The organism is Mesorhizobium atlanticum, assembly GCF_003289965.1.
GTDB classification, from domain to species: Bacteria; Pseudomonadota; Alphaproteobacteria; order Rhizobiales; family Rhizobiaceae; genus Mesorhizobium; species Mesorhizobium atlanticum.
Window position 1 is genome coordinate 313584 of record NZ_QMBQ01000004.1, and the last position, 15812, is coordinate 329395.

Below are 15812 nucleotides of genomic sequence, written 5' to 3' on the forward strand. Positions count from 1 at the left end.
GGACGGGAAGCGCGCGGTTGCCCGGGTGCCTGAACAGACGGATCGATGACGCCGCGCAAACTAAAGACAACCAACAAGGGGAACGACCATGACCATCAACAGACGTGACTTGCTTGGATATGGCGCCGCGGCGCTGGGTGCCGCGACGCTCGGCCTGCCGAGGGCGGCCAAGGCGGCTGGCGAGCTCACCATCGCCTACAATGTCAACCTGCCGTCCTGGGATCCGACCACCGGCCCCTCGGCAGTGAACCCGACCATCCAGGGCCTCTATCAGTCGGTGTTCGATCAGATCATCGGCCAGAAGCCGGATCTTTCCTTCACGCCTGGACTGCTCACCGAATGGGGCTGGAACGACGACCGCACCAAGGTGACGATGACGGTGCGCGAGGGCGTCAAATGGCATGACGGCTCGCCCTTCACACCGGAAGACGTGGTGTGGTCGCTGCAGCGGGCCGGCGACGAGAAGACCGGCAACCCGATCCAGTTCGTCTGGAAGAACGTCAACAATTTCAAGATCGACGGCAACAAGATCACCGGCGACGTCGTGCAGTTCGACCCGGTCTACTTCAAATGGATGTCGTTCCTGACCGGCTACATCCTGCCGAAGGCCTATTACGAGAAGGTCGGCGCGGACGGCTTCGAGAAGGCGCCGATCGGTACCGGTCCCTATATGGTCGATAAGTTCGAGCGCAACGCCTTCCTGCGGCTCAAGGCCAATCCGCATTATTGGGGCACGAAGCCCGCCTTCGAGAATGTGACGATCAAGTTCGTCACCGACGCGGCGAGCCGTGTCGCCGAGATCGAGTCCGGCTCCTCGCAGGTGACGCTTGAAATCCCCTACGAGGAATATGACCGCCTCATCAAGAAGAGCGGGCTCGCCGGCTCGATCAAGAACGTCTCCGACATCGGCATGATCTTCTTCAACGACATCGAGGCGATGCTGGACAAGAATGTCCGGCAGGCGGCCGTGATGGCGGTGGACAAGGAGCTCTTGGTCAAGCGGCTGCTGCGCGGCTACGGCCAGCCGATCGCAACGCTGGAGACGCCGGAATACACGGCCTTCGACCCGTCGATCAAGGTCGAGCATAACCCGGAGAAAGCCAAGGAATTGCTTGCCGCTTCCGGCTATTCGACCAAGAAGCCGGTCAAGTTCACCATCCAGACCACCAAGGGCTTCAAGCCCAAGGACTATGAGATGATCCAGGCGATCGTCGGCATGTGGCGCAAGGTCGGCATCGAGGCCAAGATCGAGGTCTATGAGATCGCCAAGCATTACGAGCTGCGCGCCGCCGACAAGCTGGCGCCAGCCGCCTTCTACAATTGGGGCAACTCCATCGGCGACCCGACCACCTCGACCGGCTTCGCCATGTACGGCCCGAGCCCGCATTCGGTGTGGGACAGCAAGGACCTTGTCGACATGATCAACCCGCTTTGGGGTGAGAAGGACGAGGCCAAGCGCATCGCCGGCTGGAAGGCCGTCGACAAGTACATCGCCGAGCAGGCCTATGTGCTGCCGCTGATGCAGTATGCGCAACCGATCGTGCATTCGAAGAAGGTCAATGTCGTGCAGCACGTATCCGGCGCGCTGCTGCCGGCGCTGATGACCCCGGCCTGATTATCGGCCTTGCTCCTGCCGGTCTTCGCCCGGCAGGCCCTCTCATCCGGCCCCTTCGGGCCACCTTCTCCCCGGGGGGAGAAGAGGTCGCCTACGGCTGAGCCAGCCTCTTCTCCCCACCGGGGAGAAGGTGGCCGCGAAGCGGCCGGATGAGGGGAGTCCGTTTAGAGTGATTACGCACGCATGCTGCTGCAGAGATTCCTCGTTCGTCTGTTGACGATGCTGGTGACGCTTTTCGGCGTCGCCATCGTCGTCTTCGTCGTCATCCGCGTCGCCCCAGGCGACCCGATCGCCATGATGCTGCCGCCCGGCGCCAGCGATGACGACATCGCCCGGCTGCGCGCGCTCTATGGGCTCGACAAGAGCATCGTGCAGCAGTTCTTCATCTGGCTCGGCGGCGTGCTGCATGGCGATTTCGGGACCTCCATCTCGCTGCGCCAGGACGTGCTTGGCCTGGTCTTCGACCGGCTGCCGGCGACGCTGGAACTGGCGACCGTGGCGCTGCTGATGGCGATCGCGCTCGGCACCACTGCCGCGATCCTCGGCGCGCGCTCGCGCGGCACGCCGATTGAGGCGGGCATCGACGTCGTCAGCGGCGCGACGCTCTCCATCCCCGATTTCCTCTGGGGCCTGGTGCTGATCCTTTTGTTCGGCGTTCTGGTGCCTGTCTTCGACATTTCCGGCCGGGTGTCGCCCGAGCTCGACCTGCCTTTCGTCACCCAGTTCTATCTTGTCGAGAGCGTGCTCAGGCTGCGCTTCGACCTGACCTGGGATCTTCTGAAACACATGCTGATGCCGGCCGTGGCCTTGGCGCTGCCGCTGGCGGCGATCATCGCGCAGTTGCTCAAACAGTCGCTGAAGGAAGTGCTCGACCTCGACTATGTCGTGCTGGCGCGTGTCAAAGGTTTTTCCGAGACGCAGGTCATCCTGCGCGAGGCGCTGAAGAATGCGGCGCTGCCGACGCTGACGCTGGTCGGCGTGCAATTCACCTTCCTCATCGGCGGCACCGTCATCGTCGAGCGGCTGTTTTCCTATGAAGGCCTCGGCAACATGGCAATCGACGCCGTCATCAACCGCGACCTGCCGCTGATCCAGGGCATCGTGCTGGTCTTCGCGCTGCTTTTCGTGCTGATCAACCTTACCGTCGACATGATGTATGCGCTGCTCAATCCGAGGCTGCGCCATGGATGAGGCCCGTATCGCCCGACGCGGTTTGAGTCCCAGGCTGTGGCTGGCTGGCGGTTGGCTTGTGCTGGCGTTGCTGGCAGCCATCTTCGCGCCGCTGATCGCGCCGCAGGACCCGCTGGCGCAGGACCTGATGCTGGAGCGCCTGCCGCCCTTCTGGCTGGACGGCGCCGAGCCAGGCTATTGGCTGGGCACCGACAGCCTCGGCCGGGACCTGCTGTCACGCCTGATCTTCGGCGGCCGCATCGCCTTCATCGTTGCTTTCGCGGCGGCGACGTCCGCCTGTGTTCTCGGCTCGGCGCTGGGGCTGATCGCCGGCTATTTCGGCGGCTGGGCCGACCGCATCATCTCGCGCATCGTCGACGTGTGGATGGCGTTCCCGCCGGTGCTGTTCGCGATCCTGCTGGTCGCCGTGCTGGGCACCGGCTTGAGCTCCGTCATCCTTGCGATTGCGATCATCGACTGGACCCGCTTCTGCCGGGTGATCCGCGCCGAGGCGATGAGCCAGGCGCGCATGGACTATGTCGAAAGCGCGCGCATCGCCGGCTATGGCCGCATCGGCATCATGCTGCGCGAGGTGCTGCCCAATGTGCTGCCGTCTGTGGTGGCGCTGCTGTCGCTCGAAATGGGCATCGCCGTCATCGTCGAGGCGATACTCTCCTTCGTCAATCTGTCGATCTCGACCGACGATCCGACCTGGGGCAGCATCATCGCCGAGGGAAGGCTGTCGATCCACCAGGCCTGGTGGGTGCTGGTGTTCCCGCTGATCACGCTGATCCTCACGGTGCTCTCCTTCAGCCAGTTCGGCGAAGCGCTGAAGGCGCGCTTCGATCCGGTGCTGCGATGAGCGCTAATATGGAACCATGTCTCGACATCCGCTCACTTAGCGCCGTGCTGCCCAACGGCCAGCGCGTGCTGCGCTCCGTGTCGCTCAGCGTGCAGCCGGGCGAGGTGCGCGCTCTGGTCGGCGAGAGCGGCGCCGGCAAGACGATGATCGGCAAGGCGGTGCTCGGCGTGCTGCCGAAAAGCGTGCGCATCGTCGAAGGCGAGATGCTGATCGAAGGCGAGGACCTGGGTCGGCTCGACGCCAAGGCGCGGCGGACCCTGATCGGCGCGCGCACGGCGCTGATCCCGCAGGATCCGCTCACCGCGCTCAACCCGTCGCGCCGCATCGGCCCGCAGATGACCGACCGGCTGGTGCGCATCCTTGGCTGGAGCGGCGCGAGAGCCGACCAGCGTATCCGGCAATTGCTCGACGAGGTGCATATCCGCGACCCCGAACGGGTACTGAAAAGCTATCCGCACGAGCTCAGCGGCGGCATGCGGCAGCGCGTGCTGATCGCAGCGGCCTTCGCGGCGGAACCGAGGCTGATCGTCGCCGACGAGCCGACGACGGCGCTCGACGTCACTGTGCAGAAGCAGATCCTGCGGCTGATCGCGCAGCTGCAGCGCGATCATGGCACCGCGATCCTGTTCGTCACCCACGATCTCGGCGTCGTCGCCAAGATCAGCCAGAAAGTGTCGGTGCTCTATGCCGGCAAGGTGGTGGAGGAGGCCGAGACCGCTCGGCTCTTCGCCGCTCCGCAGCACGCTTACACGCAAGCACTGATCGCGGCGACGCCGCGCTACACCGATCCATACGCATCGCTGAAGCCGGTGGACGAGAGCGTGCTTGCCGGGCTCACTGCCGAGATCGCAGCCGCAGACAAGGATTGGAGGCCCAGCCATGGCTGAGCCGCTGTTTTCCGTGCGGGGCCTGAAAGTGGCGCTGCCCGACATGACGCGCAAGCCGCTGATCGGCCGCGCGCCGCTGGCCGAAATCCTGAAAGGGCTCGACTTCGACCTGCCCAAGGGCTCAGTCACCGGCATCGTCGGCGAATCCGGCTCGGGCAAGTCGACGCTCGGCCGTGCCCTGGTTCGGCTGCTCGAGCCGAGCGCAGGCGCGATCGGCTTCGAAGGGCGCGATATCGCCCATCTTTCGGAAGCCGAGCTCAGGCCGCTGCGCCGCGACCTGCAGATGATCTTCCAGGATCCGATGTCGTCGCTCAATCCGCGCCACACGATCTTCAACATCATCGCAGTACCCTTGAGGCAGAACGGCCTTGGCGACCGTCTGAAGGAACGCGTCGCGGAAGCGTTGCAGCGTGTCGGCCTGCCGCAGAGTTTCGCCAGCCGCTACCGCCACGAGCTGTCGGGCGGGCAGCGCCAGCGCGTCGGCATAGCGCGGGCGCTCGCGCTGTCGCCGAAATTCGTGCTGGCCGACGAGATCGTCTCCGGCCTCGACGTTTCGACACAGGCGCAGATCCTGACCTTGCTGGAGAAGCTCGCCGCCGAGATGGGGCTGACGGTCGCCTTCATCAGCCACGATCTGTCGGTGATCCGGCGGCTCTGCCAGCAGGTCATCGTCATGCGCGAGGGAAGGATCATTGAAGCCAGCGCAACGGACGCGCTGTTCGACAATCCACAGGAGACCTACACGCGCGACCTGCTCGCCGCCATTCCATTGCCGGAGATCGATCCGGACTGGCTGCGGCCCAAGGCGCCGGCATGAATTGAGCTTCGATATCCGCACGCCGACCAGCGGGCCTCGGATGTGCGCAAGGACAAGTCAGCCCGCCAACGGAGGGTGACATGAAATACGCAATCCAGGCGGCGGTCCTCGCGGCCTCCTTGTTCGGTACAATGGGAGCGGCATCGGCGGATTCGATCCCCGGCATGCGCGGGCACGACCATACCGGCATCACCGTGCCCGACATGAAGCAGGCCGTCGATTTCTTCACGAACGTCGTCGGCTGCAAGAAGGCGATGTCGTTCGGCCCGTTCGCCGACGACAAGGGCACTTTCATGCAGGACCTGCTCGGCGTCGATCCAAAGGCGGTGATCCAGGAGATCACCATGGTCCGCTGCGGCTATGGCTCGAACATCGAGCTGTTCAAATACACCGCGCCCGACCAGAAGGATCTGACGCCGAAGAACAGCGATATCGGCGGCTTCCACATCGCGCTTTATGTCGACGACGTCGCCGCCGCGAAAGCCTATCTCGACGGCAAGGGCGTGAAGACCAGGCTGGGACCGCTGCCGGTCAAGGAAGGACCCGCGGCCGGCCAGACCATCCTCTATTTCCAGGCGCCCTGGGGTCTGCAGCTCGAAGCGATCAGCTACCCGCAGGGGATGGCCTATGAAAAGGGTGCGGAGACCGTGTTGTGGAGCCCGAAGGATCCGACCAAATGACCTCAACCGCCCGCGCCAAACCATCGTTCAATTATAAAACTTTAAGCTTGAAATAATTGGCCCCGGGCGCAATACTGACAGTCGGTACCGCTGGTCCCATCAGGCGGTTCCGAAAGCGAAGAGGAGATCGCAAGACATGAAGGTTGCGGTTCTCGGCGGCGGACCGGCCGGACTCTATTTTGCCATCTCGCTGAAGCTGCGCGATGCCGCGCATGAGGTGACGGTCTATGAGCGCAACCGCCCGGACGACACGTTCGGCTGGGGCGTTGTGCTTTCGGCAGAAACGCTGGAGAACCTGACCAGGAACGACCCGGTCAGCGCGGTCTGGATCAAGAAGCATTTTGCCTATTGGGACGACATCGCGGTCATCCATGACGGCGTGCGCACCGTGTCTTCCGGCCATGGCTTCTGCGGCATCGGCCGCAAGCGGCTGTTGATCCTGTTGCAGCGCAGGGCGCGCGAGCTCGGCATCAAGCTGCAGTTCGAGACCGAGATCTCCGATCCCCGGCCCTTCATGGAAACGCATGACCTGGTGGTTGCGGCGGATGGGCTGAACTCGAAATCCCGCGCCACTTTCGCCGATGTGTTCAAGCCCGACATCGACACCCGCAAATGCAAGTTCGTTTGGCTCGGCACGACGCAGAAATTCGACGACGCCTTCACCTTCATCTTCGAGAAGACGGAGCATGGCTGGGTGTGGGCGCATGCCTACCAGTTCGACAGCGAAACCGCGACCTTCATCGTCGAATGCAGCGAGCAGACCTGGAATGCCTTCGGCTTCGGCCAGATGACGCAGCAGGAATCGATCGCGGTCTGCGAGCGCATTTTTGCAAAGCATCTCGGCGGCCATGCGCTGATGACCAACGCCAACCACATCAGAGGTTCGGCCTGGATCAATTTCCCGCGCGTGCTGTGCGAGCGCTGGTCTTACAAGAACCTGGCGCTGATGGGCGATGCGGCGGCATCGGCACATTTCTCGATCGGCTCCGGCACCAAGCTGGCGCTCGAGAGCGCCGTCGCCCTCGCCGACTATGTCGAATCCGAGCCCGACCTCGAAGCGGCCTTCCGCAAATACGAGGATGCGCGCCGCACCGAGGTGCTGAAGCTGCAATCGGCGGCGCGAAATTCGCTTGAATGGTTCGAGGAAGTCGAACGATATCTCGGACTTGATCCAGTTCAGTTCAACTATTCACTGCTCACCCGCTCGCAGCGCATCAGCCATGAGAACCTTCGTCTGCGCGACGCCGAATGGCTGGCGGGCGCCGAGGAGTGGTTCCAGCGCAAGGCCGGCGCTGGCGGCAACATGTTGCGCCGGGCGCCGATGTTCGCGCCGTTCAGGTTGCGCGACATGGCGCTCACCAACCGCATCGTCGTTTCGCCGATGGCGCAGTACAAGGCGGTCGACGGCTGCCCGACCGACTGGCATTTTTCCCACTATGCCGAGCGCGCCAAGGGCGGCGCGGGGCTGCTCTATATCGAGATGACCTGCGTCAGCCCGGAAGGGCGCATCACGCCCGGATGCCCTGGCTTCTACAAACCCGAACACGAAGTCGCCTGGAAGCGGCTGGTCGATTTCGTCCATGCCGAGACGGAAGCAAAAATCTGCGCCCAGATCGGCCATTCCGGCGCCAAGGGCTCGACCCGCGTCGGCTGGGAAGGAACGGACGTACCGCTCCCCTCCGGCAACTGGCCGGTGATGGCGCCCTCGGCCGTGCCATGGTCGCCGAACAACCAGGTGCCAAAGGCGATGGACCGCGCCGACATGGACATGGTCCGCGATCAGTTCGTCGCCTCGGCCGAGATGGCAAAGCGCTGCGGCTTCGACATGCTGGAGATCCATGCCGCGCATGGCTATCTGCTGTCGGCCTTCATCACGCCGCTGACCAATCGGCGCACCGACGAGTATGGCGGCTCGCTGGAAAACCGCATGCGCTATCCGCTGGAGATCTTCCACGCGGTGCGCGCGGTGTGGCCGGCGGAAAGGCCGATCTCGATGCGCATCTCGGCCAATGACTGGGTCGGCATCGAAGGCGTGACGCCGGCAGACGCGGTCGAGATCGCCAAACTGCTGCGCGAGGCCGGCGTCGACCTCTGCGACGTCTCGGCCGGACAGACCTCGATCGCCGCCAAACCGGTCTACGGCCGCATGTTCCAGACGCCGTTCTCCGACCGCATCCGCAACGAGGTCGGCATGGCGACGATGGCGGTCGGCAACATCTACGAGCCGGATCATGCCAACTCGATCCTGATGGCCGGCCGCGCCGATCTTGTGGCGCTGGCCAGGCCGCATCTTGCCGACCCCTACTGGACGCTGCATGCGGCGGTCACGCTCGGCGACCGCGGCGTCAAATGGCCGGATCCCTATCTGCCGGGACGCGACCAGATCTACCGGCTGGCCGAGCGCGAAGCCGCCGCGGGGCTCAAAGTATGAGCGCCGAAAAGGCAGTTGCCGGCAAGCATGCGCTGGTCACCGGCGGCGGCTCCGGCGTCGGCAAGGCCATCGCGCTGGCGCTGGCGGAAGCTGGCGTGAATGTCACCATCTGCGGGCGGCGCGCGGCTGAACTTGCCAAGGTGGCGGGCAAAGGCGACCGCATCTTCGGCATCGCCGCCGACGTTACCGACGAGGCGTCGATGGCGGCCCTTTATCAGCAAGCCGAGGCGGCGCGCGGACCGTTCGACATCGTCGTCGCCAACGCCGGCATGGCCGGCAGCGCACCGGCGCATAAGACCGCGCTGGCCGACTGGCAGCGCACGCTCGAAGTCAACCTCACCGGCGCCTTCCTGACGGTGAAGCCGGCGCTGGCGGGCATGCTCGCGCGGAAGGCGGGCCGTATCGTCTTCGTCGCCTCGACCGCTGGGCTGAAAGGCTACGCCTATGTTGCGCCTTACGTCGCTGCCAAGCATGGCGTCGTCGGGTTAATGCGCGCCTTGGCCGCCGAAACCGCCAAGTCAGGCGTTACCGTCAATGCGGTCTGCCCGGGCTTCGTCGAGACCGACATGCTGGAGGAATCTGTCCGACGCATCGTCGAGAAGACCGGCCGCTCCGTGGAAGAAGCACGGCAGAGCCTGTCGGCGACGAACCCGCAAGGGCGTTTTATTCAACCGGACGAGGCCGCAGACGCGGTGCTGTGGCTGTGCAGCGATGCGGCGCGATCGATCACCGGACAGGCAATCTCCATCTCCGGAGGCGAGACATGGTAGCGGGACCGACATCCACCGGGCCGGGCAAGGACCGGCTGAGGCTCTGGATCAGACTGCTGCGCGCCTCGCGCACCATCGAGGCCGAACTGCGCGAGCGGCTGAAGAAGGAATTCGACACCACGCTGCCGCGCTTCGACGTGATGGCGGCGCTCTATCGTGTGCCGGAAGGGATGCTGATGAGCGACCTGTCGCGCTTCCTTCTGGTGTCGAACGGCAACGTCACCGGCATCGTCGACCGCCTGGTTTCGGAAGGGCTGGTGACACGGGCGCGCCGCAACGGCGACCGCCGCACCTCGATGGTGCGGCTGACCGAGGAAGGCACCAGATCTTTCGCGACGATAGCGGCCGTGCATGAGGGCTGGGTCAGCGAGCTGCTCGGCGGTGTCAGCGACGACGAAGCGCGGCAGCTCGCCGGCATGCTGAAATCGTTCCGCAGCAATTGGGAGGGACGCGAATGAGTGCCATGGCCAGACTCAAGCCGAAGCATTTTCTCTGGCAGGTCGAAGGCCGGATCGCGAAGATTCGGCTCGACCGCCCCGAGCGCAAGAATCCGCTGACCTTCGACAGCTATGCCGAGCTGCGCGACACGTTCCGCGACCTCGTCTATGCCGACGATGTCGACGCCGTCGTGTGCCTGCCCAATGGCGGCAATTTCTGCTCTGGCGGCGATGTCCACGACATCATCGGACCACTGGTCAAGATGGACATGAAGCAGCTTTTGGCCTTCACCCGCATGACCGGCGACTTCGTCAAGGCGATGCTGAACTGCGGCAAGCCGATTATTTCCGCCGTCGACGGCGTGGCCGTCGGCGCCGGCGCCATCATCGCAATGGCCTCCGACATCCGTATCGCGACACCGGAAGCGAAAACCGCGTTCCTGTTCACCCGCGTCGGCCTCGCCGGCTGCGACATGGGCGCCTGTGCGATCCTGCCGCGCATCATCGGCCAAGGCCGCGCCGCCGAGCTGCTCTATACCGGCCGAACCATGAGCGCTGCCGAAGGCGAGCGCTGGGGGTTCTACAACCGGCTGGTCGATGCGGCGGCGCTCGAGGCCGATGCGCTCGACATGGCGGCGCGCATCGTCTCCGGCCCGACCTTCGCGCATGGCATCACCAAGACGCAGCTGAACCAGGAATGGTCGATGGGCCTTGACCAGGCTATCGAAGCGGAAGCGCAAGCGCAGGCAATCTGCATGCAGACCGGCGATTTCGAGCGGGCTTACAAGGCGTTCGTCGCCAAGGAAAAGCCGGTGTTCGAGGGGAATTGAGGGATGGGCGCGCAAACCTCGAAGCACTGTGGAGGCGCAAATGCCTGACCGCTCCTTTCTCTCCTGGCCCTTCTTCGAGGACCGCCACCACCAACTCGCCGAACGCCTCGATGCCTGGTGCGCAAAGAACCTCCCCGTCGATCACCACGACGTCGATGCCGCCTGCCGCGAACTGGTGACGAAGCTCGGCCGTGACGGCTGGCTGAAGCCGACCGCGCTCGACCCCGCCAATCCCGCGCCGCTCGACGTCCGCACGCTGTGCATCACGCGCGAAACACTCGCCCGCCACGACGGCCTCGCCGATTTCGCCTTCGCCATGCAGGGGCTGGGCACCGGCGCGATCTCGCTGTTCGGGACGCCGGACCAGCAGCGCTGGCTTGCGAAGACGCGGGCGGGCGAGGCGATTTCCGCCTTTGCGCTGTCGGAGCCGCGCTCCGGCTCTGACGTCGCGAATATGGAAATGACGGCCACGCGCCACGGCGATGACTACATCCTGTCGGGCGAAAAGACCTGGATCTCCAATGGCGGCATCGCCGACCTCTATGTCGTGTTCGCCCGCACCGGCGAGGCGCCGGGCGCCAAGGGGATTTCCGCTTTCATCGTGCCTGGCGACGCGAAGGGTCTCGGCATCGCCGAACGGCTCGAGGTCATTGCCCCTCACCCGCTGGCGCGGCTCTCCTTCGACAATGTCCGCGTCTCGGCTTCCGCCCGGATCGGCAAGCCCGGCGATGGGTTCCGCATCGCAATGTCGGTGCTCGACGTCTTCCGATCGACTGTTGGCGCGGCGGCACTTGGTTTCGCGCGACGTGCGCTGGACGAGAGCGTCAGCAGAGCCGCCGAGCGCAAATTGTTCGGCGCGCCGATGGCGGAACTGCAGATGGTGCAGGGCCACATCGCCGACATGGCGCTCGATGTCGACGCCGCCGCGCTGCTTATCTACCGCGCCGCCTGGACCAAGGACATGGGGGCCGCCCGCGTCACCCGCGAAGCGGCGATGGCGAAGCTGTTTGCCACCGACAAGGCGCAGGAAGTGATCGACAAGGCCGTGCAGTTGCATGGCGGCGACGGCGTGCGCAAGGGCCATATCGTCGAGAGCCTCTATCGCGAGATCCGAGCGTTGCGCATCTATGAGGGTGCATCCGACGTGCAGAAGGTGGTCATTGCCCGGCAGGTGATGGGAGCGGCTTGAGCTGCCAGTGGGTCCTGTGAGTTTTCAAACGCCGTCATTGCAGGCGTTGTCTGTTTTTGGGGAGGCTAAACATGCACACCATCCTCCAGCCTGAAGGCTGGGCCAAGCCGATCGGCTATGCCAATGGCGTGGCCGCGCGCGGCAGGCTTGTGTTTATCGGCGGTCAGGTCGGCTGGAACGCGGAGTGCAAATTCGAGACCGACGACTTCGTCGGCCAGGTGCGCCAGACGCTCGCCAATGTTGTTGCCGTGCTGGCCGAAGCCGGCGGCGAGCCGCGGCACATCACCTCGATGACCTGGTATTTCACCGACAAGGCCGAATATGTCGGCAACCTCAAAGGCATAGGCGAGGCCTATCGCGACGTGATCGGCCGGCATTTCCCGGCGATGGCGGCGATGCAGGTGGTGGCGCTGGTGGAGGACCGCGCCAAAGTCGAGATTCAAGCCACTGCCGTCATTCCGGAATGAACGCCCATCACTTCGTCATCCACGGGCGCAGCAAGGAGCGATAGCGACGCAGCCGCAGACCCGAGGATCCATTCCGTGACTTCAAAGCGCCGCGGCGGTGCAGAACTCTGCTCCGCTGAGCCCGTCCGAGGCAACGGAATGGATCCCAGGGTCTTCGCGACGGAGCTTCGCTCCTGCTTCGCCCTGGGATGACGAAATTGGTGAGCCCGGCCAACCGGCTCCAATCGGATCTTATCCTCGCAGTCCTGCCTTTCTCAAAATCGGCAGCACGTGGTCGCAGAAATAGGGCAGTTCCTGCGTGTAGTTGACGAAGGACAAAGCGATGCCCTGGTAGCCATGCCCGGCTATTTCGGCCATGTCGGTGGCGATCGTTTCTGGGGTACCGATCAGCGGATAGGTACCGGCGCCGCCGGCGAAGCGCTGGCGGTAGCGGTCATAGGCATGCGGGTCGTGCGACTGCGAAAATTCCTTCTTGCCGGCCATATGGGCATCGACCGCTTCGTGGTCAGCCATCGTGACGGCATAGCGCGTATAATAGGCTTGCGCCTCTTCCATAGTCGGGCGGCAGACGACATGCGCAACTGTATAGACGCCGACGTTGCGGCCGACTTTGTCGGCGCGTTCGCCGATGTCGGCGACATGCTTGCCGGCGTCGCTCATCTCCGAGAAGGTCGTGAACAGATAATCGCATCTGGCGACCGCGAAATCCCGGCCCGGGCCGCCAAAGGCGGCGTTCATCGTCACCGGGCGCGGCAGCTGCAGACTGGCCGGCCGGCTCACCGCCTCCTTCAGGCGATAATAGGCGCCCTCGTAGTCGAGCGGCTCGCTCGACGCGTAAAGCCGCTCCAGGATCTCGATCCATTCCGCCGCCTGGTCATAACCCTTCTCGACCAGCGGTGTGCCGAACATGCCGAACTCTTTTGGGTTCCAGCCGCAGACGATGTTGAGCCCCGCGCGGCCCCGGCTGATATGGTCGACCGTCGCCAACGCCTTGGCGGCGTAGAGCGGATGCACGAGCGGCACATGCACCGTCATGAACAGGCCGATCTGCTCCGTGGCCGTGGCAAGGGCGGCGGCCCAGGTGAAGGTCTCGAAGGAGAATTCGCGCACCTTGTTGCGGCCGCCAAAGCCACGCCAGCGCGCGATCGGCAGCATGAACTCCAGCCCGGCGCGATCGGCGATCTGCGCCGCCGTCAGATTGTCCTGCCAGCTTGCCGTCCAGCGCTCCGGCACATCGGTGATGGCAAGCCCGCCATCGGCGTTGGTCGAGAACACGCCAAGCTTCAGTCTGTTCGGGCCATGCAGGGGATGCGCTTTGATCATCTTGGAAACTCTTGGGCGGGACGCCACACGCTAGGCCGGCGTGAAAATATTTCAAGCCTGAAATAGCTTCGCCTCGTCGTTGTTTGCGGATATGGATTGGGCAACATGAAAAGGGGATCGGCATGAGCGAGTTCCGCCAGAAATGCATCGGCAAGACCAACCTCGTCGGGTCCTTTGCCGCCATTCCGCATCCGGTCGCCGTCGAGGTGATGGCATCCTCCGGGCTCGATTTCCTCTGCATCGACTGGGAGCACGCGCAGATCTCGCGCGAGACGATCGAAGCCATGGTGCGGGCGGCCGACGTGCATCGCGTGCCGGCCATGGTGCGCGTTCCCGGCCATGCGCCTGAAGCCATCCAGGCGGCGCTGGACAGCGGCGCGCAGGGCGTGCTCGTGCCGCGTGTCTCGACCTCGGAGCAGGCCGCGATGGCCGTCAAGGCCTCGCGCTATCCGCCGTTCGGCGAGCGCGGCGTCGGTCCCGGACGCGCCGCCGGCTATGGCTATCGCATTCCCGAATATCTGGCCGCTGCCAATGAGCGGGTCGTCGTCGCGGTCCAGGTCGAGACGGCGGAAGGTCTCGCCAACATCGAAGCAATCGCGGCCGTCGACAGCGTCGACGTGATCTTCGTCGGCCCAGGCGATCTATCGGTATCGATCGACGCAGTCGGGCCGGCCGGCACGGACAAGCTCAATGCGGCGATCAAGAGCATCATCGGCGCAACGCTAGCACATGGCAGGACCGCCGGCATATTCTGCGCCAGCCCGCAGAATGTCGGCCGATGGGCAGCCATTGGTGCGAGTTTCTTCGTGCTGGCCAGCGACACGATGTTTCTTGGCGCCGGCGCGGCGGCCAATTTTGCCGCCACGCGCGATGAGCTGGCGTAAAACGGGCGCGATCCGAGGCGTATCGGTGGGGCAACAGGGGCGCCAAACTTTTTAAGCTTAAAACTTTTACCTTGAAATACGCGGCGCTTTGGATAGCATCCTTGATAGCGGCTGCGGTGGCAGAGGGACTTTCCGGTCAGTCCACCGTCGTGCTCCGGGTGGGAGGGGTTTCAGTCCTTGTCGTTTGTGTTGCCCCAGACATCGTCCAGCGCGCGCTACGCCTTCGACGGCGTGCGCGCCCAGATACGTGACCTGCACACGGAAAACATCGCCAACCTCGCGGTCCGCGCGCGGGAACTCGGCGATGTCATTGCGCTCTGGTACGGCGAAGGCGACGTGGTGACGCCGGCCTTCATCCGTGATGCGGCAAAGGCGGCCTTCGACGAAGGCCTGACCTTCTACGTCCCCAACATGCGCGGGCACGGCCCGTTGAATGAAGCACTGTCGGAATACCAGACGCGCATCCATGGTCGCCCGATCCCGATCGCACGCACCACGGTAGCGCCGGGCGGCATGCAGGCGCTGTATCTTGCCTTGGAGCTGCTGGTCGATACCGGCACCAATGTCGTCTATGTCGCGCCGCAATGGCCCAACATCCATAACGCCATCCACCTGATCGGCGGCGAGCCGCGGCCGGTCTCCCTCGACTTCAAAGACGACTGGCGGCTCGATCTCGATCGGCTGTTCGCCACCTGCGACGCGCGCACCCGCGCCATCTTCCTGTCGACGCCGTCCAACCCGACCGGCTGGACCGCCTCGCGCGAGGAGATGCAGGCGCTGCTCGATTTCAGCCGGCGCACCGGCGTCTGGATCATTTCCGACGAGGTCTATGGCCGGCTCTATTTCGACGGCGACGTCGCGCCCTCGATCCTGCAGATCGCCGAGGACGGCGACCGGGTGCTGTCGGTCAACAGCTTTTCGAAGGCCTGGGCGATGACCGGTTGGCGCATAGGCTGGCTGACGCATCCGTCGGGCGTTGCCGACCAGCTCGGCGCCATGACGCAATATATCAACAGCGGCACCGCGGCGCCGATCCAGGCCGGCGCCGTCGCGGCGATCCGCCAGGGCGAGCCGCTGGTCGAAGAAATCAGGCAACGGATCAGGACCGGCCTCGACCTCGCCTATGACCGGCTGGCGCAGATCCCGGGCGTCATTCTGCCGACCAAGCCGCGCGGCGGCATGTATGCGTTCTTCGCTCTGGAAGGCGAAAGCGATGCAAGGCAGGCCTGCGCGAAAATCCTGGAGACGGCGCGCGTCGGACTGGCGCCCGGTCACCTGTTTGGAAATTCGGCGGCAGCATTCCTGCGCATGTGTGTTTGCCGGGACCGCGACCAGATAGCGACCGCGCTCGAGCGCATGGTCGCCGCCATGAATTGACGCTCCGCTGGGAGGCGGGACGGCAACAAACCGTGCGGGGCGAGCCCTGCCCGATCGACAACAGAGGGAAGAC

15 protein-coding genes are annotated in these 15812 nt (G+C 64.5%); 14 read left to right on the forward strand and 1 reads right to left on the reverse strand.

What is annotated here, in order from left to right; all coding sequences use genetic code 11:
- Positions 1-88 precede the first annotated feature (88 nt).
- The 12 genes from DPM35_RS15210 (at position 89) to DPM35_RS15265 (ending at position 12155) form a co-directional block, all read left to right on the forward strand.
- Complete coding sequence (locus tag DPM35_RS15210; protein WP_112128091.1) at positions 89-1615, forward strand: ABC transporter substrate-binding protein; 1527 nt, start codon at positions 89-91, stop codon at positions 1613-1615.
- A 183-nt stretch (positions 1616-1798) separates the two neighbouring features.
- On the forward strand, positions 1799-2806 hold the full coding sequence (locus tag DPM35_RS15215; protein ID WP_112128092.1) for an ABC transporter permease: 1008 nt from the start codon (positions 1799-1801) through the stop codon (positions 2804-2806).
- The gene (locus tag DPM35_RS15220) at positions 2799-3647 is read left to right on the forward strand and encodes an ABC transporter permease (RefSeq protein ID WP_112128093.1); all 849 of its coding nucleotides are present in this window, start codon (positions 2799-2801) and stop codon (positions 3645-3647) included. The genes DPM35_RS15215 and DPM35_RS15220 overlap by 8 nt, the downstream gene beginning before the upstream one ends.
- A gap of 8 nt (positions 3648-3655) precedes the next feature.
- Positions 3656-4534 carry an ABC transporter ATP-binding protein gene (locus DPM35_RS15225; protein ID WP_181592035.1) on the forward strand — a complete coding sequence of 293 codons (879 nt, stop codon included), beginning with the start codon at positions 3656-3658 and terminating at the stop codon, positions 4532-4534.
- Positions 4527-5351 (forward strand): ATP-binding cassette domain-containing protein, encoded by an 825-nt coding sequence (locus DPM35_RS15230; protein ID WP_112128095.1) that lies wholly within the window; start codon positions 4527-4529, stop codon positions 5349-5351. Before DPM35_RS15225 ends, DPM35_RS15230 begins: the two co-directional genes overlap by 8 nt.
- An 80-nt stretch (positions 5352-5431) precedes the next feature.
- Positions 5432-6031: a VOC family protein gene (locus DPM35_RS15235; RefSeq protein ID WP_112128096.1), complete on the forward strand. Its 600-nt coding sequence runs from the start codon at positions 5432-5434 to the stop codon at positions 6029-6031.
- 136 nt (positions 6032-6167) lie between these two features.
- Positions 6168-8462 carry a bifunctional salicylyl-CoA 5-hydroxylase/oxidoreductase gene (locus tag DPM35_RS15240; protein ID WP_112128097.1) on the forward strand — a complete coding sequence of 765 codons (2295 nt, stop codon included), beginning with the start codon at positions 6168-6170 and terminating at the stop codon, positions 8460-8462.
- Positions 8459-9232: an SDR family NAD(P)-dependent oxidoreductase gene (locus DPM35_RS15245; protein ID WP_112128098.1), complete on the forward strand. Its 774-nt coding sequence runs from the start codon at positions 8459-8461 to the stop codon at positions 9230-9232. The genes DPM35_RS15240 and DPM35_RS15245 overlap by 4 nt, the downstream gene beginning before the upstream one ends.
- Positions 9226-9690, forward strand: coding sequence for a MarR family winged helix-turn-helix transcriptional regulator (locus tag DPM35_RS15250; protein WP_112128099.1), 465 nt, complete (start codon positions 9226-9228; stop codon positions 9688-9690). Before DPM35_RS15245 ends, DPM35_RS15250 begins: the two co-directional genes overlap by 7 nt.
- Positions 9687-10499, forward strand: coding sequence for an enoyl-CoA hydratase family protein (locus tag DPM35_RS15255; RefSeq protein ID WP_112128100.1), 813 nt, complete (start codon positions 9687-9689; stop codon positions 10497-10499). The genes DPM35_RS15250 and DPM35_RS15255 overlap by 4 nt, the downstream gene beginning before the upstream one ends.
- 40 nt (positions 10500-10539) lie before the next feature.
- Complete coding sequence (locus DPM35_RS15260) at positions 10540-11688, forward strand: acyl-CoA dehydrogenase family protein (RefSeq protein WP_112128486.1); 1149 nt, start codon at positions 10540-10542, stop codon at positions 11686-11688.
- A gap of 71 nt (positions 11689-11759) precedes the next feature.
- Complete coding sequence (locus tag DPM35_RS15265) at positions 11760-12155, forward strand: RidA family protein (RefSeq protein WP_112128101.1); 396 nt, start codon at positions 11760-11762, stop codon at positions 12153-12155.
- Positions 12156-12386: 231 nt separating this feature from the next.
- On the opposite strand, the gene DPM35_RS15270 is transcribed toward DPM35_RS15265, so the two are convergent.
- A complete protein-coding gene (locus tag DPM35_RS15270; RefSeq protein ID WP_112128102.1) occupies positions 12387-13478 on the reverse strand; it encodes an LLM class flavin-dependent oxidoreductase in 1092 nt (363 codons plus the stop codon).
- A 122-nt stretch (positions 13479-13600) separates the two neighbouring features.
- Here DPM35_RS15270 and DPM35_RS15275 point away from each other — a divergent pair, with 122 nt between their 5' ends.
- The gene (locus tag DPM35_RS15275; protein WP_112128103.1) at positions 13601-14362 is read left to right on the forward strand and encodes an HpcH/HpaI aldolase family protein; all 762 of its coding nucleotides are present in this window, start codon (positions 13601-13603) and stop codon (positions 14360-14362) included.
- 186 nt (positions 14363-14548) lie between these two features.
- Positions 14549-15739, forward strand: a complete 1191-nt coding sequence (locus DPM35_RS15280) for a pyridoxal phosphate-dependent aminotransferase (protein ID WP_245431566.1) — start codon at positions 14549-14551, stop codon at positions 15737-15739.
- Positions 15740-15812 lie beyond the last annotated feature (73 nt).

What these genes read in the sequence shown, in the direction of transcription:
- DPM35_RS15210 (WP_112128091.1), top strand. Translation starts at nt 89, where the DNA reads ATGACCATCAACAGACGTGACTTGCTTGGATATGGCGCCGCGGCGCTG.
- DPM35_RS15215 (WP_112128092.1), top strand. Translation starts at nt 1,799, where the DNA reads ATGCTGCTGCAGAGATTCCTCGTTCGTCTGTTGACGATGCTGGTGACG.
- DPM35_RS15220 (WP_112128093.1), top strand. Translation starts at nt 2,799, where the DNA reads ATGGATGAGGCCCGTATCGCCCGACGCGGTTTGAGTCCCAGGCTGTGG.
- DPM35_RS15225 (WP_181592035.1), top strand. Translation starts at nt 3,656, where the DNA reads ATGGAACCATGTCTCGACATCCGCTCACTTAGCGCCGTGCTGCCCAAC.
- DPM35_RS15230 (WP_112128095.1), top strand. Translation starts at nt 4,527, where the DNA reads ATGGCTGAGCCGCTGTTTTCCGTGCGGGGCCTGAAAGTGGCGCTGCCC.
- DPM35_RS15235 (WP_112128096.1), top strand. Translation starts at nt 5,432, where the DNA reads ATGAAATACGCAATCCAGGCGGCGGTCCTCGCGGCCTCCTTGTTCGGT.
- DPM35_RS15240 (WP_112128097.1), top strand. Translation starts at nt 6,168, where the DNA reads ATGAAGGTTGCGGTTCTCGGCGGCGGACCGGCCGGACTCTATTTTGCC.
- DPM35_RS15245 (WP_112128098.1), top strand. Translation starts at nt 8,459, where the DNA reads ATGAGCGCCGAAAAGGCAGTTGCCGGCAAGCATGCGCTGGTCACCGGC.
- DPM35_RS15250 (WP_112128099.1), top strand. Translation starts at nt 9,226, where the DNA reads ATGGTAGCGGGACCGACATCCACCGGGCCGGGCAAGGACCGGCTGAGG.
- DPM35_RS15255 (WP_112128100.1), top strand. Translation starts at nt 9,687, where the DNA reads ATGAGTGCCATGGCCAGACTCAAGCCGAAGCATTTTCTCTGGCAGGTC.
- DPM35_RS15260 (WP_112128486.1), top strand. Translation starts at nt 10,540, where the DNA reads ATGCCTGACCGCTCCTTTCTCTCCTGGCCCTTCTTCGAGGACCGCCAC.
- DPM35_RS15265 (WP_112128101.1), top strand. Translation starts at nt 11,760, where the DNA reads ATGCACACCATCCTCCAGCCTGAAGGCTGGGCCAAGCCGATCGGCTAT.
- DPM35_RS15270 (WP_112128102.1), bottom strand. Translation starts at nt 13,478, where the DNA reads ATGATCAAAGCGCATCCCCTGCATGGCCCGAACAGACTGAAGCTTGGC.
- DPM35_RS15275 (WP_112128103.1), top strand. Translation starts at nt 13,601, where the DNA reads ATGAGCGAGTTCCGCCAGAAATGCATCGGCAAGACCAACCTCGTCGGG.